Source organism: Mesobacillus sp. LC4 (assembly GCF_053543455.1).
The window spans coordinates 742382-769278 of the sequence record NZ_JBGCUB010000002.1; the positions used below are offsets into that span (position 1 = coordinate 742382).

Below are 26897 nucleotides of genomic sequence, written 5' to 3' on the forward strand. Positions count from 1 at the left end.
ATTTAAAGGGAGTTGGATGAGGTGGAAGAAATCGAAGGGGTCATCACACTTCAAGAGGAAATAGTGACAGTCAATGAAATACCTTTATCGAAGATCTTTTTAAATTATAACGGGAAAAAGGTCAAACTTTCGATTTGTTGCGGATCTGATGCAGAATATCAGTATGATGGGATTGCCGACATATTTTATTATGAGGGCAACCAGCCATACTATCGGGGAACGAAGTATGTGAATGACTTTTTCATTAATCAGGCTGATATCCTCGAAGTACTGGAGAAGCATACGAATGAATTGGTGAAAATAAAAATGATGTCTTACTGGGAAAGTCTAGTTTAGAGTGTTCATTTGCTTGGCGCATTCAAAAAACAGAGAGGATGGGATCTGCATGGGAATTGTAGTAGTGGAAATCTGTGATGCTAGCTTGATTACACTTTTAGATATTGAAGGCATTTTGGAAAACGAATTCCCGGAAGTGGCCGTGTTGGAAAGCAGCTGCCTGTCCTTTTGTGGAATGTGCGCCAAAAAGCCATATGCCATTGTGAACGGGAAACGGATTTTTGCGAAAACACCGGAGGAATGCCTTGGATTAATCAGGGAGCATATCAAAATGGAACTGGCTTTATTCGCTTGAGTTAGTCAAATATCGACCCTTGATAAAGGGGAATTTTAAAGAAAGTTTAAGGTGATAAAAATGAGTCATTCATATAGAGTGTTGCTTTACTACAAGTATGTAACGATCAATGATCCGGAGCAATTTGCAGCGGATCATCTGAAGTTCTGCAAAGAAACCGGCCTGAAAGGGAGAATCCTTGTAGCCAATGAAGGCATCAACGGAACAGTATCCGGGACGATTGAACAGACAGAAAAATATATGGAAACAATGAAAGCAGATCCACGCTTTTCTGATATGGTCTTTAAAATTGATGAATCGGATGTGCATGCTTTTAAAAAGATGCATGTAAGGCCTCGAAAGGAGCTTGTCACGCTTCGTCTTGAGGATGATATTGACCCGAATGCTACAACTGGTAAGTATTTAAGCCCTGAAGAATTTTACGAGGCCATGAATGATTCAGAAACGATTGTCATCGATGCAAGGAACGATTATGAGTACGACCTGGGCCATTTTCGCGGAGCGGTCAGGCCTGACATAAAGAACTTCCGCGAACTTCCTTCGTGGATCAGGGAAAATCGCGACATGTTCGAAGGAAAAAAAGTCCTGACCTATTGTACAGGAGGAATCAGGTGTGAAAAGTTTTCCGGTTGGATGCTGAAAGAAGGCTTCGAGGATGTGTCCCAGCTGCATGGCGGGATTGTGACATATGGGAAGGATGCCAGTGTACAGGGAAAACTGTGGGACGGGCAGTGCTATGTGTTTGATGAGCGGATAAGTGTCCCGGTCAACCAGCACGAACATGTGGTGGTAGGAAGGGATTTCTTCACTGGCGAACCATGCGAGCGGTACGTGAACTGTGCGAATCCAGAGTGTAACAAAAAGATTCTTTGCTCAGAGGAGAATGAGCACAAGCATTTGCGCGGATGCACCCATGAATGCCGAGTCCACCCAAGAAACAGATATGTTGCTGAACATGGACTGAGCGAGGAGCAAGTGAAGGAAAGGCTTGCCCAAATCACAGATTCAGAAATAGCCAGGTAAAAAGGAGGAGGACTGACATGTCAAATGTCAGTCCTCCTTTTTATCTTGGAAGATAAACTTACAATGGTCGTCACCATCAGTTTTGCAGCAGACACGACGCACCTGATCTGTTTCGAGGATGTTCTTGAACATCTCGGTTTCACATCGGCAGGCAACCTTGAATTCATTCGCTACTGCAAAAATGGGGCAATTATATTCAACAAGCTCATAGGAATCGTCATCAATCTTAGTGACGCTCGCCATATAGCCTTTTTCATTTTGAATCCTGGCGATTTCATGTATTTTCTCAGCCATCGATTTTTGCTGCGTCTTCTGTTTATATTCCTCAGTAAGCCGCTGCTCCCTCTTGCTGAATAAAAGCTGAATCGATTCATCGCCATGCATTTCCTGTATATCCTTCAGGAACTCAACGCTCAGTCCTTCATAATTCTTCGGGAAAAGCAGCTCTCCCTGTTGGGTTAAGGAATATTTTTGAAGCGGCCGCCCCATTGGCTGCTTGACTGAGACGGACTTAATGACCCCTTCTTCTTCCAGGATGATTAAATGTTTCCTTACTGCCATATGGGTAATATTCAAACGATCGGTAAAATCATTGACTGTCAATGTTACTTCTTTCTTTAACAGGTTCAGGATCAGGTTTCGGGTGTTCTTTTTCGTTTTCACCACTATCAAGCACACCTCAATTCTATCGAAATTGATGAATCCCATGCCAATTGAACTGAAAGGCATAATGAATAATTAATTATACCTTAAAGTATAAAATAAGAAAATAAAGACCATCCATAACCAGAAATTCGTTCATTTTAGCCAATGAGTAAAGGGGCGCAAGAAAAATACCCACATAAAATAAGCAAACATATTGATGTTACCTTTGGCTTGTAGTATTCTTAATTTAAACTTTATATACTAAAAGGTATAAAAAGTATATATATTGATAACTTAGGAGGGTTATTATGACTACATATTCTTTACCAACATTGAATTATGATTTTAATGCACTTGAGCCTTATATTGACCAGGCGACTATGGAAATCCATTATGGAAAGCACCATCAGACATATGTAAATAACTTGAATGCTGCTCTCGAAGGAAGGGCGGAACTTCAGGAGAAATCACTGGAAGACTTATTAAGCAACCTTCAGGACGTGCCAGAGGAGATTCGTACGGCAGTGAGGAACAATGGTGGCGGCCATCTTAATCACTCATTATTCTGGGAAGTGATCGCTCCTGCTACTTCTGATTCAAACCCAGGCGAAAAACTTGCAGCTGCACTGAATGAACAGTTTGGCAGCTTCGAAGGATTCAAAGAAGAATTTACAAAAGCAGCAACAACTCGCTTCGGTTCTGGCTGGGCATGGCTAGTAGTAAATGAGAATGGAAGTTTGGAAGTAACCAGCACTCCAAACCAGGACAATCCTGTCATGGAAGGAAAAACAGCGATTCTCGGCCTGGATGTTTGGGAGCATGCCTACTACTTGAACTACCAAAACAGACGCCCTGAGTATATTTCAAGCTTCTTCAACATCATTAATTGGGAAGTTGTTTCATCCAAGTTTGAAAATGCGGTGAAGTAGAAGGCACCAGTTTTAGTGCTTAGGAGGAAGAGCATTGAAGTTAGTCGGCGTTTCGGGGTCACTTATAGGGTCGAAAACATCCAAATCCGTGTTTGAAGTCCTGAATGCAGCGAAAAAAATCAATCCGGCAATTGAAACGGAATTAGTGGATTTAAAGGACTATGATGTGGAGTTTGTTCGTGGAATCCCATTACCAAGCTATAACGACGATACTGTCACAGTGGTGAATAAGATCTTAACGGCAGATTTGCTTGTATTTGGGACTCCGATTTACCAGGCCTCCATATCGGGTGCCTTAAAGAATCTGTTGGATCACATCCCAACGGACTCATTTAAATCCAAAGTGACAGCCATTGTTTCAACTGGAGGGTCTGACAAGCACTTTCTTGTTGCGGAATATCATTTAAAACCGATCCTTACCTTCCTTAAAGGAGTTGTTCCGAACGGAAGTGTATTTGTCCAGAACGCGGCTTTTAATGAGGACAACGAGATAAGTGATCCAGATGTTTTATCAAGAATACTGTCGTTATCGGAAGAAATGCTGTTTATGCAGAAAAGCATATCAAGCAGATAAAAAAAGGAGTTCAGAGAGTTTTCTCTGAACTCCTTTTGTGTTAATTCTGCAGTTCTTCACTATTCAACCTTCTGGTAAGCCAGAATGGCAAATATAAAATCAAGAAGGTAACTAGAGCAATGGCTTCCAAGGAAAGGATGTACCAAGGCCAGGGTCCGAGATAATCAATCAACGATGGATTGACTGGTTTTTCGGAGATGTACATATAGTTTCCTTCAATCAGGAAGTTGACGATGAAGACGATCAGTGTATAGACATTCAGCCAGAGGAATGCTTTCCAAATGGATTTCCCGGTTGGCCTATATCCAGCCACAAAAACCATGAACAGATTGGCAATCACCGTTCCCCCATGGGAAATGAAGAAATGGACATAACGGTAGTGGGGAAAGGTATACAGGCTGATGTCTGGAGTGATCATCGCCTGCAGCGCGCTGCCGACACCGACAAAGTATGTGAACTCAAACAGTGCATATCTTTTTGTTAAAAGTAAAAGGGCGGAAAGGATGAGTGAGATGCTGCTCAGATGAAGGGGAAGCGAATATTGATAGCTCCAATGGCCGCTCCACCAAAGCCATATCTGCAGGCTGATTTCGGAAATTATCAGTACTAGAAATAATCCAACCCGTGCCATTCGATTGATACTGGGGTTTCTTAACGTTTTTCGGAAAAAGAAAAGCATAATGATCAAAAGCAGGAAAGCCGCAAGTGTATACAGATGTACACTGGAAAATAGCTGAAAGACATTTTCTGTACCCGGCTCAAAGAGTTCCCTCATAAGCCCCCTCCAATCGCAACGTCGTTTGATTTTTCCAATTCACACTCTTACTTTAACATATTCCCAGTTGGTATATATATGGATAGGAAATCATACATTTCAAACGATTATAGTTTTGGGGAGGGTAAGAGTATGCAGTTCTATTATGGACAACAGATGCCCTTGAGGATTTTGGATGAAGCAGAGTTCTGGAAGCACCAGGAGGAAGAGCACACTGTCGTGATCAGAGAGTTGATTCCTGATTTGGAACAGGAATATGTAGATGCCCTGAAGCAATGGGAAAAGGTATTGGGAGAGACCCGCCATCAAGTCTTAAGGTACATTGAGACAGTGACGAGATCGGGCAATTATATACCTGCCCAGCTTCACCAGCATGTCTTGAAGCTGACTTCCTATTATCTGCAGCAAAGCCTCGAGTTCATTCAATTGTGCGAGCAAATCAAGAATGAAAGCGAAGCGGTGAAAAATAATCCAACTGCCAAAGTTGTCCTGGACCATATCATCCGGGAATCTGAATACTTTGTCGGCATTGCCCAGGCACTTTTGTATCAGCAGACAGCTCAATAACCAGAATCGAATCAGCCAGGTTTATTGGCTGATTTTTTAAAATAGAATCCTAGATTTAATACTTTCGCTTATAGAAAGAAGTTTGTTATGATTGTATTGAAATAGAGAAAAGGAGGATTTTTCCTATGTATGATGTAGCAATTATCGGAGCGGGCCCTGCAGGCGGAAGCGCAGCAATTTTCGCGGCAAAGGCTGGCAAAAAAACAATTGTGCTGGACAACAATAAAAGTGTAACGAAGCGTGCCTGGATGGAGAACCACTATGGAGCTCCGGAAATCGCAGGCCCTGACTTAGTTGAAACGGGCATCAAGCAGGCGAAAAAGTTTGGTGCAGAGTTCGTTGAAACGACAGTGACTTCTGTCAGCAAAACAGACAGCGGCGTTAAAGTCGTAACTGAAAACGGCGAGTATGAAGCAAAGCATGTTATCATCGCATCAGGCATGATGACGGATGTAGCAGATGCATCAGGTCTTGCAACAAAAGATGGCACAGAGCCAAGAATCAAGACGGTTTTTGATGTAGATGCTGCCGGAAAAACAAATGTTGAAGGCGTTTGGGCTGCAGGCACTTGCGCAGGCGTCAGCATGCACACAATCATCACAGCTGGAGACGGCGCGAAGGTTGCCATCAACGTCATCAGTGACCTGAATGGCGAGCGTTATGTAGACCACGATGTATTAAAAGCATAATTTATCAAAGCCTTGCAGCGGTCTGCAAGGCTTTATCTTAGTAAAATTCTATTGAAATCATCTGCTGCTGTAATTGACCTGGTCCTCAATCTGCCCGTCTTCATCATGGATGTAGGCTATCGTACCGGCTTCTTCAGCCATTCGTTGGGCTTCATTTACAGCCTCGGATTTTGAATCAGTCGTGAGTTCCGGCTCATCCTGTCCTTCTCTTTTGACTGCCCAGCCTTCTTCATCATGGGGCACGGCGTGGAATCTTGCATCATCTGTTCCAGCGCGGTCCTTGAAATAACCTTCGCGTTCCCTTCCGTTATCACTATTCTTTGCCATGTTTATTACCTCCTCGATTGCTGGATTACCTGTATAAAGGTATTATGAATTTACCCTGGGCTGATTTGAAGGAAACAAGAATATTTCTGCTTATGAACCATATTTATCCACAAAATCATTTGTAACACCGACTGCCTGGATAATGGAACCTATGGCTTGAATCCAGCTTCCAGAGGTGATGATTTTCCCGCCTTCACCGCCGCGCAGGTCAATAATTCCCCCGATTGCCTGCATCGAGTTGCCTATTACTTGCAAGAGTATTCCATATAAAATGTAGAGAGCGTCAATTGAAGATTCCTCAACTAAAATTACTGAGAGGGAAGCACTGCCACCGAGGGCTTGGAGCAGATTACCTTTAATATCTAATTTCAATGTAGTCCCTTCACCGACAGGCAGAATAAAGCCAGCGAGCGTGGTGACATTTCCGGTAGCCTGGATTTGGTTTCCGATCTTGTCTATTGTAAAGTTGGTTTCACTGTCTGCAATCAGTGAATTGCCTAAAGCCTGCAGTTCGTTCCCCCACACAATAAAATTTATAAGCTGACTTTCCGTAAAGCTCTTCAGAGGAGTACTGCCAATTGCAGCTAGTGTTGTTCCGGCCGCCTGTACCCACTCACCAAAAAGTTCCTTGGTCTCATTTTTCATCCTAATCTCCGCCTTCGTCCTTCTAACATCTTATACAGTGCAAAGGGATTTCGTTATCAAATAACAAGAAATCCGTATAGCCCGAGCTCTTGAACAATATGTTTAATAATGCAAGAGTGCAGCCTAAGAGAGCAGAAGAATTATTCACCTATGTAATAAGAATTTGTTGGTGGAGGTATTGCCATGGCAGTTGTTAAGCATACAGAAGCAGATATAGATTTGTTGGCGAGGCTCCTGAGGGCAGAGGCAGAAGGGGAAGGCCAGCAGGGAATGTTGATGGTCGGGAATGTTGGCATCAATCGGATCAGGGGCAATTGTTCTGACTTTAAGGGGTTGAGGACGATTCCACAGATGATTTACCAGGAACACGCCTTTGAAGCTGTCCAGAAGGGATATTTTTACCAGAGAGCCAGGGAAGTGGAAAAAAGGCTGGCAAGGCGGGCCGTTAAAGGCGAACGTATATGGCCGTCTAAATTCGCTCTCTGGTATTTTCGGCCATCTGGTGATTGCCCGCCGACCTGGTATAATCAGCCGCTGGCAGGGCGTTTTAAGCTGCACTGTTTCTATGAGCCGACTGGGGAAGAGTGCGAAAATATTTATAATACTTTCTGATGGCTGCCAATTCATTTTTGGCAGTCTCTTTTTATATTGACATCATAATTGTTTAAGATTAAAGTTAAATTTGTTAATAGTTAAACAGTTTAACAGTTAAACAATGGAATAAGTTTTGAGCGAGGTGAATAGACATACATGTGTGAGAAATCAATAAAGGATTTAGTGGACCATTATATTCATGTTTCTTTTTCAGTCAACAAGATTGCCGAGGGGATGATCAAGGAAGAAATCGGATCAGATCTTACGAATGATCAGCACTATACATTGCGCTATATCAATAAGGTAGGTTCATGCACATCGTCCGAGCTGGCAGAAGTTTTTGATGTAAAGAAGAGCGCAATCACCGCAATCATTTCGCGCTTATGGGAAAAAGGCTTCATCCAAAGAACGAGGGATGAAAATGACAGGCGTTTGGTATATCTGGCTTTGACGGATAAAGGAAACGAAATGTTTCAAAAAACAGAGGAGCGGATTCACTCACTTGTTGAATCGTTTATTACACAGTTCGACCAGGATGAAATCGTCCAGTTCCTTAAGACATACGACAAGCTGAATGATATTTTAGCAGAAAGAAAGAATAGGGTGGAATAGCGTGAAATTCATAATTAAGCAGAAATGGATTGTTATTATTGCGTGGATTCTTGTGGCTGCAGGTCTGTTCATGGCCGCACCGAATATGGCGGATCTTGTCCGGGAAAAAGGACAAATCACCGTACCTGATGAATATTCATCGACCCTGGCTGGCAAGATCATGGATGAAGTCAGGGAACAGGAAGGCGGAGGCGATGAAACCCAGGTCGCTCTCGTCTTCCACAGTGAGAAAAAATTGACTCAGGCAGAAATCAAGGAGGCGGAAAAAGCAATCCGCGAACTTGAAGCTAACAGGGATGAAATCGGGATTACCGACATCCTGACTCATTTCAATGAGGAGAGCCTGAAGGAACAGCTTGTATCAGAAGATGGAAAGTCAATTTTGACATCGGTGACGGTCAGCTGGAATGACCGGGAGCCCTCCGAGGTAAGCAAGCTGCTTTATGAAACGATTGAAGATGTCGAAGTTGACCATTATTACACAAGTCAGTGGCTGATCAATGAAGACTTGATGAACAGCTCTGAAGAAGGTTTGAAAAAGACGGAAGGAATCACGGTCGTCTTTATCCTTGTCGTGCTTTTACTTGTGTTCAGGTCGATCATCGCTCCTATCATTCCATTGCTGACAGTTGGAATGGCCTATCTCGTATCACAATCGATTGTAGCGATGCTCGTTGATCGAGTGGATTTCCCGCTCTCGAACTATACGCAGATATTCCTCGTGGCTGTATTGTTCGGAATCGGAACCGATTACTGCATTCTATTGCTCAGCCGATTTAAGGAAGAGCTTGCCCACCATGAAAGTGTGGCAGATGCGATTGTCGCTACCTATAAAAATGCAGGACGTACTGTATTTTTCAGTGGCATAGCGGTTATGATCGGTTTCGCGGCCATCGGATTCTCGCAGTTCATTTTATATCAGTCCGCTGCTGCAGTTGCGATCGGCGTGGCCATGCTTTTGATTGGATTATTCACTATTGTCCCATTTTTTATGGCGGTATTAGGAACAAAGATTTTCTGGCCTTCAAAGCAAAGTGCCGAGCATGGGGAAAGCAAATTATGGGGCACGGTCGGAACCTTCTCGCTGGCACGCCCATTCCTGAGCCTGCTGATTGTGGCAGCTGTGTGTGTGCCGTTCCTCGTGGCTTATGATGGAGAATTAAGCTACAACTCACTGGATGAAATCAGCGGCGATGTAAATTCCATCAAAGCCTTCAATGCGATTGCCGACAGTTTCGGACCTGGTGAATCGATGCCAACCCAGGTCATCTTGAAAAATGATGAAAGAATGGATTCGGCTGAATACATCGAGCTGGCAGAGAAGATCAGTCGTGAATTGGAAAAGGTCGACCTGGTTGACACAGTGCGCTCGGTGACAAGGCCAACTGGTGAACCAATCGAGGACTTCTTTGTGTCGAAGCAGGCTGAAACACTAGGTTCCGGACTTGGAGAAGGAAAAGACGGCCTGGATAAAATCAGCGAAGGTCTTCAAGAGGCAGAATCTGAACTGTCAAAGTCAGCTCCAGAATTGGAGGGTGCCGCTGATGGCATTAATCAGTTGATTAATGGCACAACTGAAATTAAATCAGGTCTTGGAGAAATCCAAGGAAATCTGGCCAAAATCGAAAACGGCATCCGCCAGGGATCTGCCGGTTCTGACCAGATACAGGCCGGTTTGGCAGAAGCGAAGGCAGGAGCCGAGGCATTGCTGGCTGGGTATAAGGAGCTTCAGGGTAAGTATGTGGAAATGCAAACTGGGCTGGATCAGCTTGAAAAGGGCTACAAACAGGCTGGAGAGGGAATTGCCGGACTATCGGGTGGAATCTCCCAGGCAAATGGTAAGCTTTTTGGTTATTTAGAAAATAGAGATGAAACGTTAAAAGCAGACCAAAACTACCAGGAAATAAAAGGCCAGCTCACTTACATGCAGACTGAGCTTGCATCAGCTTCAGCCGGGTTGAATCAACTGAATCAGAAACTACCTTTGATTACAGGTGGCATGTCAAAAGCAAACGAAGCATTTGCAGGTGCACTTACCAAGCAGGCTGAGTTCGGCCCGGTACTTCAACAGCTCATCGACGGGATTGAGCAGCAGCAGGCAGGATTGAATCAGCTTGCCGACGGACAGGGGAAGATCGTTGATAATTTTCCTAAGCTGACAAATGGTTTGACTGGAATCAATGCAGGACAGGAGCAGCTGCTTGCTGGTTTTGGCGGTCTTGGAGGCCAGTTGGCACAGCTTACGGATGGACTCAACCAGAGTACGGACGGGTTGAATCAGGTATCGGAAGGTCTTGGCTCTGCGCAGGAATACCTGGATGGGCTGGCTGAATCGGGTTCCAACGGTTTTTATTTGCCTGCGGATGTCCTTGAGAGCGAGGATTTCACTCAGGTATTTGATGTATATATGTCAAACGACCGTAAAGTCATGACAATGGATGTTATTTTCGAGGCTAATCCTTATTCCAATGAGGCAATGGCGAAGGTGGCTGAAATTGAAGAAGCGGTTGAGCGCGCGACAAAAGGAACGAAGCTTGAAAATGCCGATGTAGCCATTGGCGGCATCACCAGCACCAACGCAGACCTCGATACGATGTCCGGCCAGGATTATTCCCGTACGGTCATTTTGATGCTGCTTGGGATCGGCATCATCCTGGTATTCTTGTTCCGTTCCATCATCATGCCGATTTATATCATCGGGTCGCTGATTTTAACGTATTATACGGCAATGGCAGTCAACGGGGTCATTTATGTTGATATCCTTGGCTACTCAGGCATCAGCTGGGCGGTTCCGTTCTTCGCCTTTGTCATTCTCGTTGCCCTTGGCGTTGACTACAGTATCTTCCTGATGGACCGTTTCAATGAATATAAGAATCTATCCATCTCGGAAGCGATGCTGCTTTCGATGAAGAAGATGGGAACAGTCATCATCTCGGCAGCCGTCATCCTGGGCGGAACGTTCGCAGCTATGATGCCATCCGGAATGATGTCATTGCTGCAAATCGCGTCGATCCTTCTCGTAGGATTGTTCCTGTACGCATTCATCATGCTGCCGCTGTTCATCCCGGTACTGGTGAAGAACTTCGGCCAAGCAAACTGGTGGCCTTTCAAAAGAGTATAGATAGAGAAGCGTAAGCACACTATTCAGACCGAATCGGCTGAGGGGCTGGGCGCTGGTACTGGACAATTTTCGAAGTTTGATATTTTCTGTGATAACTGAATGGTGTCATCAAATTGTTTGAAAAATACACGGAAAAATTCCGGTTAAATTAGAACCGACCCTTATTTCTTTAAAAATAAGGGTCGTTTTTCCGTTTATTTCTTCCAAATCATTAAATTTCGCCTTATTTTTTGCAGGTAAACGGAATATCTCCGCTTATTAGCAAATCATATGCGCCCTCTATATATAATAGCCGGAAATTCTCCGCTTATGAATTCTCCTACCTGCTAACAGAGTCTAAAGAGGCAGACCACATGGTGGCTGCCTCTTCTTGCTGAATTTTTATTGCATAACATGCCCAAAAACCATAAGATGGAAATATCAAACTTAAAGGGGATAGAATATTGCGTACATATAAATGGTTTTTTTCATATAAAGAGGTGAAATTTTTATAATAGAATGGGAGACTAAAAAATGACAACAAATCTTTTTCGCGGAAAAACTTTAAAGCTTACAGCAAAAAGGGAAGGGGATACCGACATCATCGCTTCCTGGGATGAAGATCCGGAGTACCTGAGGAATGTGGACACGGATATAGCTTTACCACGACCGGTTGAGCATTTTGAAGGTGAGGGTAATCCTGGCTCGAACAGCTTTTACTTCCGCTTAAGAACAATTGAGGATGACAGGCTGATCGGATTTATCGTCATTCACAGCATCGAATGGAATAATCGGGCTGGAATGCTTGCGATGGGCATAGGCAATGCCAATGACCGTGGTAAAGGATATGGTTCTGAAGCGCTGCAGCTCATTCTTAGATATGCCTTCCATGAACTGAACTTGAACCGTGTCGGGCTGGATGTCATTGAGTATAATGAGCGGGGAATCCGTGCCTATCAAAAAGCTGGCTTTCAGATTGAAGGCAGAGTGAGGCAAGCAGTCCATCGTGATGGCAAAATTCATGACCGAATCAATATGGGGATTTTGCGGTCGGAGTGGGAACAATTAAATAGTTAAAAAATAATGGACCGGGCATTCTTTATGCCCGGTCCACTTTTTTCATTTTACTCTGAAGCAGCCTTTAACCCCTTAAATGGAATTAGCCTGTCAAAAGCCCAACCGGCTAGCGCACCGACAAGTGCTGGCAGAAGCCAGCCGAGTCCCTCTGCATATAGCGGCAATGATGTTAGTAATGCACCGAGTGCTTCTGATTCAACTCCGAACGTCTTAAAACCGTCTACAACACTTACAAGTGCTGTTGCAAACACTGCTCCAACATAGACTCCGCGTGCTCCCTTGAAGAAACGGTCAAGGAAGCTCAGGATGACAAGCACGATTGTGATTGGATAAAGAACGATCAACACCGGTACCGAAATCGATATGATCTGGTTAAGTCCAAGATTCGCTATTAATAAACTGACCAATGTGACAACGAGTGTGTAGGTCTTATATGAAAGCTTTGGCATCATTTTTGCAAAAAATTGGCTTGTCGCCGCTACGAGGCCAACTGCCGTTGTGAAGCAGGCGAGCGTTACGATCAAGCCGAGCAGCAGCATGCCAGGTTCCCCGAACATCTGCTTAGCCGATTCTGTTAAAATCGCACCACCATTTTCGTATTCACCAACCGATGCCATTTTTGCACCAAGCAGGCCGACAGTTACATATACAAAAGCCAATCCGATGCCAGCGATTACGCCAGCTTTCAATGTTTCCCTTACAACCTGCCTGCGTTCCAGCGCTTTTTTCTGCTGGATAGCCCCAACGACAATGATCCCGAAGGCCAATGCGGCAATCGTATCCATCGTCAGGTATCCTTCAAGGAAGCCTGTAGCAAATGGTGCTGCTGCGTACTTTTCAGATACCTCTCCAAACGATCCATCAAGTTTGAAAAAGCTGCCAATTACCAGCATGACGATAGCGGCGAGCAAAACAGGAGTCAGGATGCTCCCAATTCGTTCAACCATTTTTGAAGGGTTTAACGTAACCCAGTAAACAAGTGAGAAAAAGATGAATGTAAACAGTAAAAGCAGCAGGGGATTTGATCCTGATTCCCCAATGAATGGCTTGACAGACATTTCAAACGCAACGTTTGCGCTTCTAGGAATACCGAAGAACGGCCCAATCGATAGATAAACAGCAGCGCTGAAAATCACTGCAAATACAGGGTGAACTTTTGACCCGATTTCCTTTATGCCATCCTTAGCCATTGAAATGACAACAACCGTCAGTAATGGCAGCCCCACTCCGGTTACAACAAAACCAAGCATCGCTGGCCAAAAGTTCGCTCCAGCTTCCTGTCCTAAAAACGGCGGGAAAATCAGATTCCCTGCTCCAAAAAATAATGCAAATAACATTAGACCGATTGTGAGTGTTTCTTTACTCCTTAAGCTTCCCATCCTTTTTCTCCTCCTAATATAATGTTCTGGCACTGAGAGTATAGGAAATTCGGAACGGAATGTTATACAATGGAAAACAAAAAACTCGCCCCTGAAATAGGGACGAGTTGCGCTCGCGTTACCACCCTGATTCCGCACAAACATGCGGCTCTCATCAACGTACCATCATACGTGTTCCATTTAACGGCGGACAAGCCGGCAAAAGCTTACTGCAACAAGTTTCAGCTTTGCATCTCAGAGATGATGTTCCTCTATAATCTGAACACCGGCTTGCAGCAAATCACCGGCTCTCTGGGGATCAGGTTCCATAAAGGACGTATTCTCGTCATCGATTTTTATTATTGTAAAATATATTTACAAGAACTATGATAATATTCAGATAATATTATGTCAATACTAATAGCAAGGAAATTTTTTCATTAGACATTTTAAATCTGCTCACTCCTATTATGTCTAAAAAATCCGTTAATAGACATTTTGAAGCCTGGCACTCGCAGAAATGTCTAAGAACCCCCGTTTAATAGACATTTTGAAGCTATGCGCCTGCTGAAATGTCTAAGAAACCCCGTTTAATAGACATTTTGATTCCGAGTACCTGCTGAAATATCTAAGAAAATCGGTTTAATAGACATTTTGAAGCCGTGCATCTGCTGAAATGTCTAAGAACTCCCGTATAATAGTCATTTTGAAGCATGTCACTCCCTAAAATGTCTATTAAAACCAGTTAAAAGGAAAATATATTGTCCATATCAGTACAGTTCGTATTAATATTGAGTTATATAGGTCTAGAATTGGAGAAATATCATGAATTTAAAAAAGCTAGAGGCATTCATCATGGTTGTCGAAAAGAATAGTTTTTCCGAAGCAGCGGCTGTACTAAAAAGCTCACAGCCTTCTGTCAGCCTGAAAATCAAAAGCCTGGAAGATGAGCTCGGATTTGAACTGCTTGACAGGGGCTTATCAGGAATCAGGCCGACGCCTGCAGGGATGGTGGTTTATACAGCCGCAAAGGACATCGCCAACCGGTGGAGGACGTTGGAGGGCGAACTGGGTGAATTCAAGGGAACCCTCACTGGGACACTGACGATTGGGGCGAGTACCATACCTGGAACCTATTTGCTTCCCGACTGGATTAAAAAATTCCGCAGACTTTTTCCAAAGGTGGATGTCAAAATCGAAATCGGCGATTCGAAAAAAATACTTGAGAAACTGCAGAACCATCAAGTTGATGCTGCAATTATTGGGATGAAGGTCGAATCCCGATTGTTAAGAAGCAAACCGGTTGCCCTGGATTCGTTGGTGTTAGTCACACCTGTTGACCATCCATTAGTTCAAGAGGCATCAGCTGATTTTTCACAAATTCAACAATATGATTTCGTCATCCGTGAAGAAGGATCTGGAACGCGCAAAATGATGGAGCATTTCTTGGCAGAAAAAGGCCTGTCATTTGAAGATTTGACAGTTGCTGTATCCATCGGGAGCACAGAATCCGTAATTGCTGCCGTTGAAGCGGGACTCGGCATCAGTTTTATTTCCAGATTGGCAGCTATGCCTGCACAAAAAGCCGGCCGCATTACGATTGTCGATACTTTTGAGCCATACGAGCGGGAATTTTGTCTCGTGACTCATTCAGATGCTGAAAATCGGCCGATTATCAGACAGTTTTCAGATATAGTCGATTAATAGTGAAGAGTTCGGACTGAAAGAGCTAATGACATTTTTCATTTTTCAATTTATTATTAATGTTAGGAGAAAGGGGCGTTTTGGATGCAGGTTAAGGTATTTGCTAATCTCAGGGATATTTGCGGAGGCGTGACAGTCGAAGTGAAGCCTGATGGACACCGGGTAATGGATGTGCTTGATAAAATGTGCGAAATGTTCCCGGATTTGCAAGAAGAAATTTTCACAGAAGAAAAGACGCTCAAGCCATTTGTACACGTTTATATCAATGGCCGTAATATCGTCCATGATCAGGAACTTGAAACGCATGTAAAAGAAAGCGACCAGTTCGCGTTGTTCCCTCCGGTTGCCGGTGGCTGATATGGTTGATAGAATACTAGAATTCCGCGGAATCAACAGGGACCATCTTGGCATGTATTTTGAAGAACTGGGCGGCAAGCTCGTCACCGATTCCTTCCCATTTGTATATGAAGCAGAGAACTGGAGGGCGGAGATCTTAAGCGAGGATGAACTTTCTTTTACAAAAACATTCATCGTCAATGCCGTACATATCCGCTTTGAAGCGGAAAGCCTGGAAGAACTCGAGCAGCTGATCAAAAATTACCGTTATAAAACAACCCGGGTTGGCGGGTAGCAGAGGTTTCGGCAGTTTACTGCCGGAGCCTTTTATTTTTACTGGAAAAAAACAGCTGTTTTTTCCAGTTCGCTATAAAAATGAAAAAGTCGCTATATAAACAGAAGAGTCGCTATAAAAATGAAAAACTCGCTATATAATCCAAAAACTCGCTATATAAATAAAAAACTCGCTATAAAAAATGAAATTTCCGTTTAAAAGATTTTCTGGCAACACATTTGCGTCCAATAAAAACAAAAACCAGGCAAATCGCCTGGTTCTCTGCAAAAAATATTAAACTTCTTCTGTTGCTGGAGTTGTTTCTTCGCCGATGATGCCTAGCTCGCGAAGTTTTTCTTCCGTAACAACGCCATCTTTCCAGCCGCGGACATTATAGTAGTCATCAAGCATGATATCCATGCGAGAAACGAGGCCTTCACTGTTGCCTGATGCGCCTTCTTCAGTAAAGCGTTTTGGCAGGAAGTCGTCCTCACGCTTGTTGAAGCCAGCTAGGTTGTTGTAGTAACGCTCAAGGTTGTAAATTCTTTCCCCTGCAAGCATGACATCGTCTGCTGTCATTGGAATGCCAGTCATTGTGCTGTATTGCTCAGCATAATGCTCTGCATTTTCAGAGAAAGATGAGAATTTACAGATATTCATAGAGTCAGAGAATGAAAGCAGGTTCTGGAATACATTCAGAAGCTCCGCTTTTCCTTCTGCTACTGTACGGTCTGTTGGCTCAGGAATGCCGGCGATTTCAGATGCGATTGTGTAGCCGCGAAGGTGGCAGGCACCACGGTTACTTGTCGCATAGCCAAGGCCGATACCCTGGATTCCGCGTGGATCGTAAGCTGGGATGGACTGGCCTTTTACTGACATAGACAGTTCAGGAACGCCCCATGCAGCTGTCGCGCGTGCAGGACCTTCAGCAAGGATGCCGCCGAAGCCTTCACGGAATGCGATTTTGCGAGCGATTTCGATCATACCGTCAGCGTCGCCCCAATCAAGCTTCTCGTCAACGATGCCTTTTTCATAGGCTTCCATTGTGACAGAGATGGCGTGGCCAAGCTCGATTGTGTCCATACCGTATTCATTACAGATGTCGATTAAGTATGCGATTGCTTCAGAGTCGCTCAATCCGCTGTTTGCACCAAGTGCCCATGCAGATTCGAACTCAAAGCTTTCTACGCGAGTCTTATATTTGCCTTCCTTGACTTCAACTTCAATTTTACAGCCGACCGGGCAAGCGTGGCATGTGTTGTTAGCAACGAGAATGTGCTCGTTTACCCACTCGCCTGAGTGCTTTTCAGCCTCATCCCAGTGTGTCAATTGGGAGTTGCGTGTTGGAAGCGCTCCCACTTCATTGATCAAGTTAGTAAGGACGTTTGTTCCATATACGGACAATCCGCCTTTGTTAGGAGCTGTCAGGCCGCCTTCAAGAATCGCTTTAACCGCTTTCTTGTTCGCCTGGTTGTAATCATCTTTTTGTGCAGGTTCAGGCATATTTCCCTTTTGCGCTGCTTTGATGACGATTGCTTTCAATTTCTTGTATCCAGCAACCGCACCGGTACCGCCACGTCCAGCTGCACGGTCATGCTCGTTCATGAAACCGGCAAAACGAACGCCGTTTTCGCCAGCCTGGCCGATTGTCATGACGCTTAGGTTTTCTTCGCCATGTGCATCTTTCAAAGACTGTACAGTCGCGCGCGTGCTCAATCCCCACAATTGAGAAGCGTCGCGGATCTCTGCCTTGCCGTCTTCGATATAAAGGTACACAGGCTTGTCGCTTTTGCCTTTGAAAATGACGTTGTCGATTCCAGCCCACTTCAGACGGGCAGCTGTCCATCCACCCATGTGTGAGTCAGTAACCGTGCCTGTCAATGGAGACTTCGTCACGACTGCCAAACGTCCGCTCATCGATGAACGTGAACCTGTCACAGGCCCCGTCATGATGCACAGGATGTTTTCTTCAGACAAAGGCTCGACTTCAGGTCCGTTGTCAAGAACATACTTAACCCCAAGACCGCGGCCGCCGACATACTTTTTCACATCGTCTTCATTGATGCCTCTGTAATCGACAGTTCCGTTTGACAAGTCAACTACGACTTCTTTGTTTTTAAATCCCCCAAAATTCATCTTAACTAATCCACCTCTTTCATTTAGTATGGATAAAAAATAATACAAGAGGCCTATTTTCCTCTTAATCTTAAGTATAGTGAAAATTCAGCCTAAAAAAAAGCTTTATTTAAAGATATAATAAAATAGAAATGAGGGGATCTGAATGAAAGATATGGAGCGTTATTCAAGGCAGATTTTATTCAAGCCGGTCGGCAGTGAAGGACAAGAGAAACTATTGAACAGCTCGGCCGTCATTGTCGGGATGGGAGCATTGGGGACGGTTATTTCCAACCATCTGGTCCGGTCAGGTGTCGGGCATGTGCGCATCATTGACCGTGACCTTGTTGAGCTTTCCAACCTCCAGCGCCAGACTCTTTATGATGAAGATGATGCGCGCGAAAATCTGCCGAAGGTCATCGCCGCTGAAAAAAAACTGACAAAGATCAATTCAGAAGTAAAAGTGGAGGCAGTTATCGCAGATTTAACGCTAGACAACGCAGAGGACCTGCTTGCAGGGTTTGATGTGATTGTCGATGGAACCGATAACTTCATGGCCCGTTATCTCATAAATGATGTTGCCGTCAAGCATGGCATTCCGTGGGTATATGGGGGGGCTGTCAGTTCACGAGGGATGTTCGCTGCCATCAAACCAGGGGAGACACCTTGCTACAGATGCTTGTTCCCATCGGTTCCTGCTGGGTTGGGTGAGACATGCGACAGCATCGGGGTTCTTTCGCCGATTACGGATATTATTGGATCCTTTGAAGCGGTCGAAGCACTCAAGCTGCTTGTGGGGGCAGAGTCGAACCCGAATCTTGAGCAGATGGATATTTGGTACAACTCCTTTTTGCAGATGGACGTCAGCCAGGGACGCAATCCAGAATGCCCGGCATGCGTTCACCATAATTACGAATTCTTGGACCGCTCCTCACACCAGCAAATTAACTATGCATCCTTATGCGGACGGAACACCATCCAGATCAACCCGCGGCAAAAAACGAAACAGGACCTGGAGAAGCTCGCCGGCCGCCTGAAAAATAATGGTGAGGTCAAAGGCAATCCATTTTTGCTCCGCTTCATGCCGGATGATGAAATCACCATGGTCATTTTCCAGGACGGAAGGGTGCTCGTCCATGGGACGGATGATACGGTAAAAGCAAAGACCTATTATGCAAGATACTTGGGTTCCTAATGGACGATAGGGTAAAAGCAAAATCCTATTATGCAAGATTCCTGGCTTCCTAATGGATGATAGAGTAAAATCAAAATCCTATTATGCAAGATACATGGGTTCCTAATGGACGATAGGGTAAAAGCAAAATCCTATTATGCAAGATTCCTGGGTTCCTAATGGATGATAGGGTAAAATCAAAATCCTATTATGCAAGATTCCTGCGTACCTGACGTATGATCGTGTAAGAGTAAAGCGAGAAACCTGGGTTCATAACATTTTTTAAAAGGGGAGATTGACTTGGCAGGCTACTTAGATGAATTAAAGAGAGTCATAGATGAAGAGCTGGTAACGATTAATGGAACGGTTTTGGAGCTTCACAGTCGGGATGAGTCTTATCATGAACCACGCCTGCCAGATGTCGTGGTTTTTCCCCGGAGCAAAGAAGATGTCAGTAAGGTGCTGAAATTTGCGAACGAGCGGAAAATTCCTGTCGTACCCTTTGGCTTGGGGACGAGTCTGGAAGGGCATGTCATTCCGGTGAACGGGGGGATTTCGTTAGACCTTTCACAAATGAATGCGGTCCTGGAAGTGAAGGAAAGCGACTTCCTAGTTAAAGTACAGCCCGGGGTCACGAGGTCGATCCTGAATAAGGAACTGAAAAAGTATGGCTTGTTTTTTACCGTCGATCCTGGAGCGGATGCGACGCTTGGCGGGATGGCCGCTACGAATGCAAGCGGCACAACTTCAGTACGGTACGGCATCATGCGCGACCAGGTTAGGGATCTTGAGGTGGTGCTTGCGGACGGTAACATCATCCATACCGGCAGCCTGGCCGCCAAGTCTTCTTCAGGTATCCACCTGAACGGCATGTTTGTCGGCTCGGAAGGAACGCTTGGGGTCATCACGGAGCTTACGCTGAAGGTATATGGCATTCCAGAGGCAGTTACCGCAGCCCGGGCCGTTTTTCCATCTGTGAAAAAGGCAGTTGACGCCGTGGTTGGCATTTTAGCGGGAGGAATACCTGTGGCCAGGATTGAATTCGTTGATGCGCAGTCGGTGAAAAAAGTAAATCAATACATGGAAACGAAATACGAAGAAAGTACGACGCTGTTCATGGAATTCCATGGCAACGAGGCAGGACTGGCTCAGGATGTAGAGTTTGCTACTGAGATCTTGAAGGATCACGGATGCTACAACTTCCAATTTGAGGCGGACTCAAAAGCACGGAACCAGCTTTGGGAAGCAAGACATAATCTTTTGTACGCCTATAAACACACAGCCGGCAAGAAAAGCATCATGCTGACGGATGTCAGTGTCCCGATATCTGAATTAACCGGTGCGATTCTGCATACCCGCGAGCTCATTGATGCATCTTCCATTGAAGGCTCAATCGTTGGCCATGTCGGGGACGGCAACTATCACGTGTTGCTGCTGATCGACAAGGAAAATCCTGAGGAAGTAAAAGATGGCGAACGAATCAATGAAGAAATCGTCCACTATGCCCTGAAGCGAGGCGGCACCTGCACCGGCGAACATGGTGTCGGCCTTGGCAAAGCAAAATACCAGCGACTCGAGCATGGTGCTGCCTATGAAGTCATGAAATCAATCAAGAAAATGCTTGATCCGAACGGAATCCTGAACCCTGGGAAGATTTTTATAGATTAGCGGGATTGAAAGCGGCGGCCAGTGCCCCGCTTTTTATCTTTCTCTACGAAAATCGTTGAAGACTCTCGATCTGGTGAAAGAAATACCGATAAAATGGAAAACCTTCAGATAAAAAAACTTTATGAACTAGTGCATTATTTATACGCTAACGAGCGGGAGGAGCGTCATCCAAACGAGCTTCTCAATATCATCAATGGGATGTTTTATAGGCATTAATGAAGCAGCAAGGCAGCTGCTTTTTCATTTGGAGTTAAATGGATGTTCATTAAATTTAATGCTTCTATTGGAAAATAATGTTGAAAAAATAAACGAATAGGTATACTCTTATACATAGTAATCCTATGTACATAGGATTACTTTATATGATGAGGAGCAGTGAAAAGTAAATGAGACCTAGAATACTTAGTTTTATTGCAATTACTATTATATTTTTAACAGCATGCGATCCCTTTTCCAAAGACAAAATGGATTTTTACAGCAGCACGAAAAGTGTTGATCTATCAGGAGAAAATGTTAAATCTATCTCATTAAGTTCTAACGAAAAAGAGATAATGAATATTTTCGGATCACCAAATGAAGTCACAGAAATAGAAAATGCAAAATATCTGACTTACGATGGGATAGAATTTGGAGTCATTAAACAACAGGTTAATCGCTATTATTTCAATCGGAAGTTTCAAACTGCCAAAAAAATAAAAATTGGTGATGCTGCAGAGAATGTGCAACATTCATATGGTGAAGATTACTACGAAAGATTTGAACAAGGTGCCAGGATCATCGGATATTTTGATAAGGAAAAAAACATGAACATGGAATTTATATGCTATGAAAATAAGGTCACAGGAGTAATTTTGGAGAGAGTCAGATGAAAACAGAGTAAGCGAATGGAATAGTTAAAGTCTTGATTGATTTGTTAAAAAGATCCTTTAAAAATAGGCCATCAACAGATGGCCTATTTTTAAATAGAGAACAACTAGACAAAAATCTGAACTAACAAATACCCAAACAACGAAAGCAGCACAGATCCAGCCAAACCAGCCGACAGGGCCTTTCCGCCCATTTGCTTGAATGATTTAAAGTCGACATTCAACCCGAGTCCTGCCATTGCCATGCCGATCAGCAAATAGGCGAGGCTTACGAGTGCTGAAGCAGCACTATCGCTGACAACTCCTAAAGTATTAAACGCACTAACCGCAAGGAATCCAAGGATGAACCAGGGAATCGGGAGGTTTGCGAGCGTCATTTTTTGACCGGCATCACTGCTTTCCTTCCTTTGGATCAGGTATCCTATTAAGATCGCAACTGGTACCAGCAAGGCCACCCTGGTCAATTTTACAATAATGGCAAGGTCGAGCGCGGCCTGGCCAGCCGGGTCGGCTGCAGCGACGACATGGGCGATTTCGTGGAGGGTACCGCCCGCAAAAACACCGTATTCCAGCGCATTAAAGTCAAGATACGAGAAGATCAAAGTATAAAGGATGGTGAAAGTCGTTCCAAGCACAGCAACATTGGCTGCCCCAACGGCAGTCTCTTTTTCATTTGCCTTGATGACCGGTGCTATAGCAACGACAGCTGCCGCTCCGCAAATCGCTGTTCCGCAGGCAGTCAGGATGCCAAGCCTTTTTTCGACCTTGAACATCCGGCTCAGCAAATAGACGACCAGCAAGGCAAAGGTTAGATTCGCGAATGCGATAAAAAATACCGTCGTTCCGGCATTATAAATATCGTAAAGATTCAGCCTAAATCCGAGCAAGATGATTCCAAGGCGAAGCAGTTTTTTGCTGGAATAGGAGGCACCTTCCAAGAGTCCGCTGTTCACTCCGATAGAGGCCCGCCATAGCATTCCGAGTATGATGGCGATCACAAGCTGGCCCATGATCGCGAAGAATGGAAGTCCTGCGATCATGCGAGCAGCCAATGCCAGAACCAGGGTTAACGCAATACCTTTGAAGACTGGCAAGCTATAGCGAGGTAAAAGTTCTTTTATTTTCATGATTACACGTCCTTCAAAAATATCTAACTACCACTTTACCGAATAAAAGAAAAATAGCAAAACCCATGTATGTATTTGACTTGAATTGTCAATATTCACAAAACAGTTATATGTACGCAGACCAGGGGGCATCGATGGTGCTTATAATGAAGGTAACTATATTCTCCCTAAGCAGGTGAGCAAAATGGGTAAGAGCATGTCGGAGGGAAGGTTTCTTGTTTATATTGTAGCGGCGGTCATACTTTTGATGCTGATCCATCTCTATCATGCTGACCTTTCCTCTTATTTGAATCCTGAAAACTATCTGGCCATCCATACGATTCTGGAATTTTTCAGTATTGCTGTTTCTTTTTCGATCTTTTCATACGGATGGAAAGTATTCGGCTTCTCGAAATCGCGAAGAATCCTGTTGCTGAGCTTTTTATTTTTCATTGTTGGGACGCTCGATTTACTGCATACACTGACATTCAAAGGCATGCCCTTTTTCATAACTGAAAGTTCGATCGCGAAGGCAACATGGTTTTGGGTTTCAGCGCGTATCATCGAATCATTGATGATGGTGCTTGTCCTTGTCCTACCGGAACGCAGGCTGCAGAAGGATCGGAGACGAAGCTGTCTGGCCATTTGCATGGCGATCATAGCTATCCTGATGTTCTTGTTTTTTAAGTATGAACAAAGCCTTCCGCTGCTAGTCATTGAAGGCAAAGGGACCACCATATTGAAAAATCTCATCGAGTACGGTGTCAGTTTCCTTCATTTCATCTCCATTGTCATATCGCTTTACTTTTATAATGAAGGCAAAAACGGCCAGCACTTATACGTAGGTCTGGCATTCACATTCCTGTTCTTGTCCGAGCTTGTGTTCACTATTTACCAGAGCGTCTATGATATCGACAATTTTACTGGTCATCTATACAAGGCGCTTGGCTACTTTTTCATCATGAGGGGCTTCTACTTCTCAACGCTTGCGGATGACAGCTTCCTGAAGGACCCTTCTGAAAAGATATGGAGGCAGACCGAAGAAATGATTCAGAGTCACTATGGGATCATTTTCAAGCTGTCAAAGCAGGGAAATGATTTCATCCACCACATTGTTGGAGGCGGGCTGTTGGATGACCTGGGCTTCACCCCGAATGAAATCAATGGCAAGACGATTGGGGAATTCCTGCCCGAAAAGGCGGGGAGAGTTGAAAAGTACTATGACTGTGTCTGGAAAAATAATGAGAAGATTGTTTTTGAAATCGAAATTGGCGGAAATACATACGCTATTTCCCTGATGCCTGTGATGAACAATGGTGAGGTAGTGGAGATTGCCGGAGCCGTCATGGGTATTGTCAGGTATTCACGGCTGGACCGCTGCTCACGAAATACAAAGGCAAATGCTTTATAAGAGTAACAATAACCTGCAGGAATGCAGGTTTTTTCATGTCTTCAAAGTCCTCTATCGCTGAATGGAATTTTATAAAAAAAGCCGAATAAGCTATATTATCAGCCCTGTCCGATTGTCAGGGCGACAGCTTAAGAAGGGAGCGTCGGTTTTATAGTCTGAAAAGTAAAAATAGTCAATTTTCAGGATGTTATTTAGATAGTCGAAGTGTTAAACTGGATGTGTTTACAAATTTCTACAAGATTCCCTGAAAAATGTAAGCGCTTATCATTTTAATGGAAGAGGTGTTGACGATGCTAGGATTTTTACAACGAATCGGGAAGGCATTGATGCTTCCCATCGCCGTTCTACCTGCAGCTGCACTATTGCTGCGACTTGGGCAGCCGGACTTATTGGATATTGCTTTTATTTCTGCGGCAGGTGACGCGATTTTTGCCAACCTTGCATTATTATTCGCGATTGGTGTGGCAGTCGGAATTTCGAAGGATGGGCACGGCGCGGCCGGGCTAGCTGGTGCAATTGGTTACTTTGTATTGACCAAGGGGGCAGGCGCTGTCAATGAGGAAATCAATATGGCGGTGCTTGGCGGGATTTTATCCGGGGTCATTGCCGGTTTGCTCTACAATCGTTTTCATGATATTAAGCTGCCGGACTGGCTCGGTTTCTTCGGCGGAAAACGTTTTGTCCCTATCATAACTTCATTGGTGATGATTGTCCTAGCAGGAATTTTCGGTTATGTTTGGCCGCCAATCCAGGCAGGCATCAACAACGTCGGTGAATGGATTGTTGGCGCAGGTGCAGTAGGAGTAGGCGTATTCGGTTTCTTGAATCGTTTATTGATTCCAATGGGCCTTCACCATGTTCTGAACACACTTGTCTGGTTTGAGTTCGGTGAATTCACGAATGCAGCCGGGGAAATTGTAAAAGGTGACTTGAACCGCTTCTTCGCAGGTGATCCGAAAGCCGGAATCTTCATGAACGGATTCTTCCCAGTCATGATGTTCGGTCTTCCAGCTGCAGCATTCGCGATGATTGCCGCTGCGAAAAAAGAACGCAAAAAGGCTACTGCCGGAGCACTTTTAGGATTAGCCTTCACATCATTCCTGACAGGTATAACCGAACCTATTGAATTCTTGTTCATGTTCCTTTCTCCTGTCCTTTATGGAATTCACGCCGTATTGACAGGTTTGGCCATGTCCATTACCTACATGCTTGATATTCACCATGGTTTTGGGTTCTCGGCAGGTGCGATCGATTTTGTGCTGAACTACGGCATCGCCCAAAAGCCATTGCTGCTGCTCGGTGTCGGCCTTGTCTACGCCGTGCTGTATTTCGTGATTTTCTACTTCCTGATCATCAAGCTTGACCTCAAGACGCCAGGTCGTGAAGAAGAGGTAGAGGGAGAGTTTTCGGAAAGCGGCGCTTCAAAAGGCAATTACGCAGAGCTTGCAGATCACTATCTTGCAGCATTAGGCGGCAAAGGCAATCTCAAGGACCTCGACAATTGCGTTACACGCCTTCGTTTAAAAGTCGATGATATGACAAAAGTAAATGAACCAGAACTGAAACGCCTCGGTGCAAAAGGCGTATTGAAACTGAATAAAACAGACCTTCAAGTCATTGTTGGAACCGATGTTGAGTTTTTGGCCAATGAAATGAAGCGGAAATAAGAAAGACAGACTTGGCGGCAATTCACCGCCAGGTCTTTTTTACACAGATAGGTCTTAGAGCATCAGCTGAAAAACGGAGCTTACATAAATGGAGGGATATTTTCATGAAGCGACTGCTTGACTGCACGGCATCAGATTTTGAACAAATGACAGGACAGGATTTGAAAAAGGCAATCATTGCTTCGGAGGGAAGGACGATTTTATCTGAGGTGATAGAGGTGTTCTCACCGCTTTATCCTGCCGTGACGAATGCGGAACTGGCAGCGGCCTTCGGAGCCGACCTGATTCTGCTTAACTTTTTCGATGTGATGAACCCTGCGATTGAAAGTTTGCCAGAAACAGAACCATCGGAAGTGATCACCCAATTAAAAAAGCTGGTCGGCCGTCCTATTGGCTTGAACCTTGAGCCGGTCGACCTCCAAGCGGACAAGCTTGAAGCGCTGCAACAGCTGCCGGCAGGAAGAATTGCTACCGATGCTTCGCTTAACAGAGCGATGGAACTTGGCTTCGATTTCGTCTGCTTGACAGGCAATCCCAAAACAGGCGTCACCAATGCCGAGATTACGAAGGCGATTGAGAAAGCCAGAGCGGCGTTCGGTCCTGATGGATTGATTATTGCAGGCAAAATGCATGGAGCTGGGGTGGCAGGAGAGACGGGCAGTTCGATGATGACGGAAGAAACTCTGCAAAGCTTTGTCGAGGCAGGTGCCGACATCATCCTGATTCCATCTCCAGGCACAGTTCCAGGCTTTACGGTAGAAAAGACGGCAAAGCTGGTTGACCTCGTCCACCAAAATGGAGCGCTCGCAATTCTGACGACAGGTACAAGCCAGGAGGGGGCAGATGAACAAACCATCAAACAGATCGCGCTGAACAGCAAGATGGCGGGTGCCGACCTCTACCATATCGGGGACGCCGGGGCAGCGGGCATCGCTTTGCCGGAGAACATCATGGCTTATTCGGTCGTCGTCCGCGGCAAGCGGCATACGTATGTCCGGATGGCAGCCTCTGTCCAAAGATAATTCATGAT

At 44.7% G+C, this 26897-nt stretch carries 27 protein-coding genes and 1 other annotated feature; of the genes, 20 read left to right on the top strand and 7 right to left on the bottom strand.

The genetic code is table 11. From position 1 onward, the window contains the following. Nucleotides 1-21 precede the first annotated feature (21 nt). The 3 genes from AB5I83_RS09945 to trhO are packed head-to-tail and all read left to right on the top strand — an operon-like array spanning nucleotide 22 to nucleotide 1654. Nucleotides 22-336 (top strand): hypothetical protein, encoded by a 315-nt coding sequence (locus AB5I83_RS09945; protein ID WP_448974957.1) that lies wholly within the window; start codon nucleotides 22-24, stop codon nucleotides 334-336. Nucleotides 337-385: 49 nt separating this feature from the next. Continuing rightward, nucleotides 386-631, top strand: a complete 246-nt coding sequence (locus tag AB5I83_RS09950) for a DUF1450 domain-containing protein (RefSeq protein ID WP_448974959.1) — start codon at nucleotides 386-388, stop codon at nucleotides 629-631. A 60-nt stretch (nucleotides 632-691) separates the two neighbouring features. Next, nucleotides 692-1654, top strand: a complete 963-nt coding sequence (trhO, locus tag AB5I83_RS09955) for an oxygen-dependent tRNA uridine(34) hydroxylase TrhO (protein WP_448974961.1) — start codon at nucleotides 692-694, stop codon at nucleotides 1652-1654. A 27-nt stretch (nucleotides 1655-1681) separates the two neighbouring features. Here trhO and AB5I83_RS09960 read toward each other — a convergent pair whose 3' ends face one another. Beyond that, nucleotides 1682-2320 carry a helix-turn-helix transcriptional regulator gene (locus AB5I83_RS09960; RefSeq protein WP_448974963.1) on the bottom strand — a complete coding sequence of 213 codons (639 nt, stop codon included), beginning with the start codon at nucleotides 2318-2320 and terminating at the stop codon, nucleotides 1682-1684. A gap of 287 nt (nucleotides 2321-2607) precedes the next feature. On the opposite strand from AB5I83_RS09960, the gene AB5I83_RS09965 reads away from it, so the two are divergent. Both AB5I83_RS09965 and AB5I83_RS09970 read left to right on the top strand, forming a co-directional pair. Continuing rightward, on the top strand, nucleotides 2608-3228 hold the full coding sequence (locus AB5I83_RS09965) for a superoxide dismutase (RefSeq protein ID WP_448974965.1): 621 nt from the start codon (nucleotides 2608-2610) through the stop codon (nucleotides 3226-3228). A 34-nt stretch (nucleotides 3229-3262) separates the two neighbouring features. Continuing rightward, a complete protein-coding gene (locus tag AB5I83_RS09970; RefSeq protein WP_448974967.1) occupies nucleotides 3263-3802 on the top strand; it encodes an NADPH-dependent FMN reductase in 540 nt (179 codons plus the stop codon). 40 nt (nucleotides 3803-3842) lie between these two features. Here AB5I83_RS09970 and AB5I83_RS09975 read toward each other — a convergent pair whose 3' ends face one another. Beyond that, nucleotides 3843-4577, bottom strand: coding sequence for a YwaF family protein (locus AB5I83_RS09975; protein ID WP_448974969.1), 735 nt, complete (start codon nucleotides 4575-4577; stop codon nucleotides 3843-3845). A gap of 132 nt (nucleotides 4578-4709) precedes the next feature. On the opposite strand from AB5I83_RS09975, the gene AB5I83_RS09980 reads away from it, so the two are divergent. Further along, on the top strand, nucleotides 4710-5144 hold the full coding sequence (locus AB5I83_RS09980; RefSeq protein ID WP_448974970.1) for a DUF2935 domain-containing protein: 435 nt from the start codon (nucleotides 4710-4712) through the stop codon (nucleotides 5142-5144). A gap of 125 nt (nucleotides 5145-5269) precedes the next feature. Beyond that, complete coding sequence (locus tag AB5I83_RS09985) at nucleotides 5270-5833, top strand: FAD-dependent oxidoreductase (protein ID WP_448974972.1); 564 nt, start codon at nucleotides 5270-5272, stop codon at nucleotides 5831-5833. A gap of 57 nt (nucleotides 5834-5890) precedes the next feature. On the opposite strand, the gene AB5I83_RS09990 is transcribed toward AB5I83_RS09985, so the two are convergent. Continuing rightward, the gene (locus AB5I83_RS09990) at nucleotides 5891-6160 is read right to left on the bottom strand and encodes a DUF2188 domain-containing protein (protein WP_167833081.1); all 270 of its coding nucleotides are present in this window, start codon (nucleotides 6158-6160) and stop codon (nucleotides 5891-5893) included. A gap of 90 nt (nucleotides 6161-6250) precedes the next feature. Continuing rightward, nucleotides 6251-6805 carry a DUF6944 family repetitive protein gene (locus AB5I83_RS09995; RefSeq protein ID WP_448974974.1) on the bottom strand — a complete coding sequence of 185 codons (555 nt, stop codon included), beginning with the start codon at nucleotides 6803-6805 and terminating at the stop codon, nucleotides 6251-6253. 183 nt (nucleotides 6806-6988) lie between these two features. On the opposite strand from AB5I83_RS09995, the gene AB5I83_RS10000 reads away from it, so the two are divergent. The 4 genes from AB5I83_RS10000 to AB5I83_RS10015 all read left to right on the top strand — a co-directional run bounded on the left by AB5I83_RS10000 (nucleotide 6989) and on the right by AB5I83_RS10015 (nucleotide 12188). Continuing rightward, nucleotides 6989-7417: a cell wall hydrolase gene (locus AB5I83_RS10000; protein ID WP_448974976.1), complete on the top strand. Its 429-nt coding sequence runs from the start codon at nucleotides 6989-6991 to the stop codon at nucleotides 7415-7417. Between the two features lie 138 nt (nucleotides 7418-7555). Beyond that, nucleotides 7556-8011, top strand: coding sequence for a MarR family winged helix-turn-helix transcriptional regulator (locus AB5I83_RS10005; protein WP_448974978.1), 456 nt, complete (start codon nucleotides 7556-7558; stop codon nucleotides 8009-8011). A 1-nt stretch (nucleotide 8012) separates the two neighbouring features. Further along, the gene (locus AB5I83_RS10010) at nucleotides 8013-11132 is read left to right on the top strand and encodes an MMPL family transporter (protein ID WP_448974980.1); all 3120 of its coding nucleotides are present in this window, start codon (nucleotides 8013-8015) and stop codon (nucleotides 11130-11132) included. A 513-nt stretch (nucleotides 11133-11645) separates the two neighbouring features. Beyond that, nucleotides 11646-12188: a GNAT family N-acetyltransferase gene (locus tag AB5I83_RS10015; protein ID WP_448974982.1), complete on the top strand. Its 543-nt coding sequence runs from the start codon at nucleotides 11646-11648 to the stop codon at nucleotides 12186-12188. Nucleotides 12189-12235: 47 nt separating this feature from the next. Here AB5I83_RS10015 and brnQ read toward each other — a convergent pair whose 3' ends face one another. Beyond that, the gene (gene brnQ / locus AB5I83_RS10020) at nucleotides 12236-13567 is read right to left on the bottom strand and encodes a branched-chain amino acid transport system II carrier protein (RefSeq protein ID WP_448974984.1); all 1332 of its coding nucleotides are present in this window, start codon (nucleotides 13565-13567) and stop codon (nucleotides 12236-12238) included. A gap of 95 nt (nucleotides 13568-13662) precedes the next feature. Then, nucleotides 13663-13905 (bottom strand) — a binding site (T-box leader). Between the two features lie 466 nt (nucleotides 13906-14371). Here brnQ and AB5I83_RS10025 point away from each other — a divergent pair. The 3 genes from AB5I83_RS10025 to AB5I83_RS10035 all read left to right on the top strand — a co-directional run bounded on the left by AB5I83_RS10025 (nucleotide 14372) and on the right by AB5I83_RS10035 (nucleotide 15881). Further along, a complete protein-coding gene (locus tag AB5I83_RS10025) occupies nucleotides 14372-15250 on the top strand; it encodes a selenium metabolism-associated LysR family transcriptional regulator (protein ID WP_448974986.1) in 879 nt (292 codons plus the stop codon). Nucleotides 15251-15334: 84 nt separating this feature from the next. Then, nucleotides 15335-15607 (top strand): ubiquitin-like small modifier protein 1, encoded by a 273-nt coding sequence (locus AB5I83_RS10030; protein ID WP_448974987.1) that lies wholly within the window; start codon nucleotides 15335-15337, stop codon nucleotides 15605-15607. A gap of 1 nt (nucleotide 15608) precedes the next feature. Further along, nucleotides 15609-15881: a hypothetical protein gene (locus tag AB5I83_RS10035; protein ID WP_448974989.1), complete on the top strand. Its 273-nt coding sequence runs from the start codon at nucleotides 15609-15611 to the stop codon at nucleotides 15879-15881. Between the two features lie 273 nt (nucleotides 15882-16154). Here the strand turns inward: AB5I83_RS10035 and AB5I83_RS10040 are convergent, their stop codons facing one another. Next, nucleotides 16155-17996 (bottom strand): aldehyde ferredoxin oxidoreductase family protein, encoded by a 1842-nt coding sequence (locus tag AB5I83_RS10040; protein WP_448974991.1) that lies wholly within the window; start codon nucleotides 17994-17996, stop codon nucleotides 16155-16157. Nucleotides 17997-18141: 145 nt separating this feature from the next. On the opposite strand from AB5I83_RS10040, the gene AB5I83_RS10045 reads away from it, so the two are divergent. The 3 genes from AB5I83_RS10045 to AB5I83_RS10055 all read left to right on the top strand — a co-directional run bounded on the left by AB5I83_RS10045 (nucleotide 18142) and on the right by AB5I83_RS10055 (nucleotide 21686). After that, nucleotides 18142-19170 carry a ThiF family adenylyltransferase gene (locus AB5I83_RS10045; RefSeq protein ID WP_448974993.1) on the top strand — a complete coding sequence of 343 codons (1029 nt, stop codon included), beginning with the start codon at nucleotides 18142-18144 and terminating at the stop codon, nucleotides 19168-19170. Nucleotides 19171-19449: 279 nt separating this feature from the next. Continuing rightward, nucleotides 19450-20817, top strand: a complete 1368-nt coding sequence (locus AB5I83_RS10050; protein ID WP_448974994.1) for an FAD-binding oxidoreductase — start codon at nucleotides 19450-19452, stop codon at nucleotides 20815-20817. A gap of 386 nt (nucleotides 20818-21203) precedes the next feature. Next, nucleotides 21204-21686, top strand: coding sequence for a hypothetical protein (locus AB5I83_RS10055; protein ID WP_448974996.1), 483 nt, complete (start codon nucleotides 21204-21206; stop codon nucleotides 21684-21686). Nucleotides 21687-21790: 104 nt separating this feature from the next. Here AB5I83_RS10055 and AB5I83_RS10060 read toward each other — a convergent pair whose 3' ends face one another. After that, complete coding sequence (locus AB5I83_RS10060; protein WP_448974998.1) at nucleotides 21791-22810, bottom strand: YeiH family protein; 1020 nt, start codon at nucleotides 22808-22810, stop codon at nucleotides 21791-21793. A gap of 184 nt (nucleotides 22811-22994) precedes the next feature. On the opposite strand from AB5I83_RS10060, the gene AB5I83_RS10065 reads away from it, so the two are divergent. The 3 genes from AB5I83_RS10065 to AB5I83_RS10075 all read left to right on the top strand — a co-directional run bounded on the left by AB5I83_RS10065 (nucleotide 22995) and on the right by AB5I83_RS10075 (nucleotide 26889). After that, nucleotides 22995-24200 (top strand): MASE3 domain-containing protein, encoded by a 1206-nt coding sequence (locus AB5I83_RS10065; RefSeq protein ID WP_448975000.1) that lies wholly within the window; start codon nucleotides 22995-22997, stop codon nucleotides 24198-24200. A gap of 290 nt (nucleotides 24201-24490) precedes the next feature. After that, on the top strand, nucleotides 24491-25867 hold the full coding sequence (gene nagE, locus AB5I83_RS10070) for an N-acetylglucosamine-specific PTS transporter subunit IIBC (RefSeq protein ID WP_448975002.1): 1377 nt from the start codon (nucleotides 24491-24493) through the stop codon (nucleotides 25865-25867). Nucleotides 25868-25971: 104 nt separating this feature from the next. Beyond that, nucleotides 25972-26889 (top strand): DUF7916 family protein, encoded by a 918-nt coding sequence (locus AB5I83_RS10075; protein ID WP_448975004.1) that lies wholly within the window; start codon nucleotides 25972-25974, stop codon nucleotides 26887-26889. The last annotated feature ends 8 nt before the right edge of the window (nucleotides 26890-26897 follow it).

Excerpts from the sequence above, each read along its gene's own strand:
- AB5I83_RS09950 (WP_448974959.1), top strand. The coding sequence starts at position 386 with ATGGGAATTGTAGTAGTGGAAATCTGTGATGCTAGCTTGATTACACTT.
- trhO (WP_448974961.1), top strand. The coding sequence starts at position 692 with ATGAGTCATTCATATAGAGTGTTGCTTTACTACAAGTATGTAACGATC.
- AB5I83_RS09965 (WP_448974965.1), top strand. The coding sequence starts at position 2,608 with ATGACTACATATTCTTTACCAACATTGAATTATGATTTTAATGCACTT.
- AB5I83_RS09975 (WP_448974969.1), bottom strand. The coding sequence starts at position 4,577 with ATGAGGGAACTCTTTGAGCCGGGTACAGAAAATGTCTTTCAGCTATTT.
- AB5I83_RS09980 (WP_448974970.1), top strand. The coding sequence starts at position 4,710 with ATGCAGTTCTATTATGGACAACAGATGCCCTTGAGGATTTTGGATGAA.
- AB5I83_RS09985 (WP_448974972.1), top strand. The coding sequence starts at position 5,270 with ATGTATGATGTAGCAATTATCGGAGCGGGCCCTGCAGGCGGAAGCGCA.
- AB5I83_RS09990 (WP_167833081.1), bottom strand. The coding sequence starts at position 6,160 with ATGGCAAAGAATAGTGATAACGGAAGGGAACGCGAAGGTTATTTCAAG.
- AB5I83_RS09995 (WP_448974974.1), bottom strand. The coding sequence starts at position 6,805 with ATGAAAAATGAGACCAAGGAACTTTTTGGTGAGTGGGTACAGGCGGCC.
- AB5I83_RS10000 (WP_448974976.1), top strand. The coding sequence starts at position 6,989 with ATGGCAGTTGTTAAGCATACAGAAGCAGATATAGATTTGTTGGCGAGG.
- AB5I83_RS10005 (WP_448974978.1), top strand. The coding sequence starts at position 7,556 with ATGTGTGAGAAATCAATAAAGGATTTAGTGGACCATTATATTCATGTT.
- AB5I83_RS10015 (WP_448974982.1), top strand. The coding sequence starts at position 11,646 with ATGACAACAAATCTTTTTCGCGGAAAAACTTTAAAGCTTACAGCAAAA.
- brnQ (WP_448974984.1), bottom strand. The coding sequence starts at position 13,567 with ATGGGAAGCTTAAGGAGTAAAGAAACACTCACAATCGGTCTAATGTTA.
- AB5I83_RS10025 (WP_448974986.1), top strand. The coding sequence starts at position 14,372 with ATGAATTTAAAAAAGCTAGAGGCATTCATCATGGTTGTCGAAAAGAAT.
- AB5I83_RS10030 (WP_448974987.1), top strand. The coding sequence starts at position 15,335 with ATGCAGGTTAAGGTATTTGCTAATCTCAGGGATATTTGCGGAGGCGTG.
- AB5I83_RS10035 (WP_448974989.1), top strand. The coding sequence starts at position 15,609 with ATGGTTGATAGAATACTAGAATTCCGCGGAATCAACAGGGACCATCTT.
- AB5I83_RS10040 (WP_448974991.1), bottom strand. The coding sequence starts at position 17,996 with ATGAATTTTGGGGGATTTAAAAACAAAGAAGTCGTAGTTGACTTGTCA.
- AB5I83_RS10045 (WP_448974993.1), top strand. The coding sequence starts at position 18,142 with ATGAAAGATATGGAGCGTTATTCAAGGCAGATTTTATTCAAGCCGGTC.
- AB5I83_RS10055 (WP_448974996.1), top strand. The coding sequence starts at position 21,204 with ATGAGACCTAGAATACTTAGTTTTATTGCAATTACTATTATATTTTTA.
- AB5I83_RS10060 (WP_448974998.1), bottom strand. The coding sequence starts at position 22,810 with ATGAAAATAAAAGAACTTTTACCTCGCTATAGCTTGCCAGTCTTCAAA.
- AB5I83_RS10065 (WP_448975000.1), top strand. The coding sequence starts at position 22,995 with ATGGGTAAGAGCATGTCGGAGGGAAGGTTTCTTGTTTATATTGTAGCG.
- nagE (WP_448975002.1), top strand. The coding sequence starts at position 24,491 with ATGCTAGGATTTTTACAACGAATCGGGAAGGCATTGATGCTTCCCATC.
- AB5I83_RS10075 (WP_448975004.1), top strand. The coding sequence starts at position 25,972 with ATGAAGCGACTGCTTGACTGCACGGCATCAGATTTTGAACAAATGACA.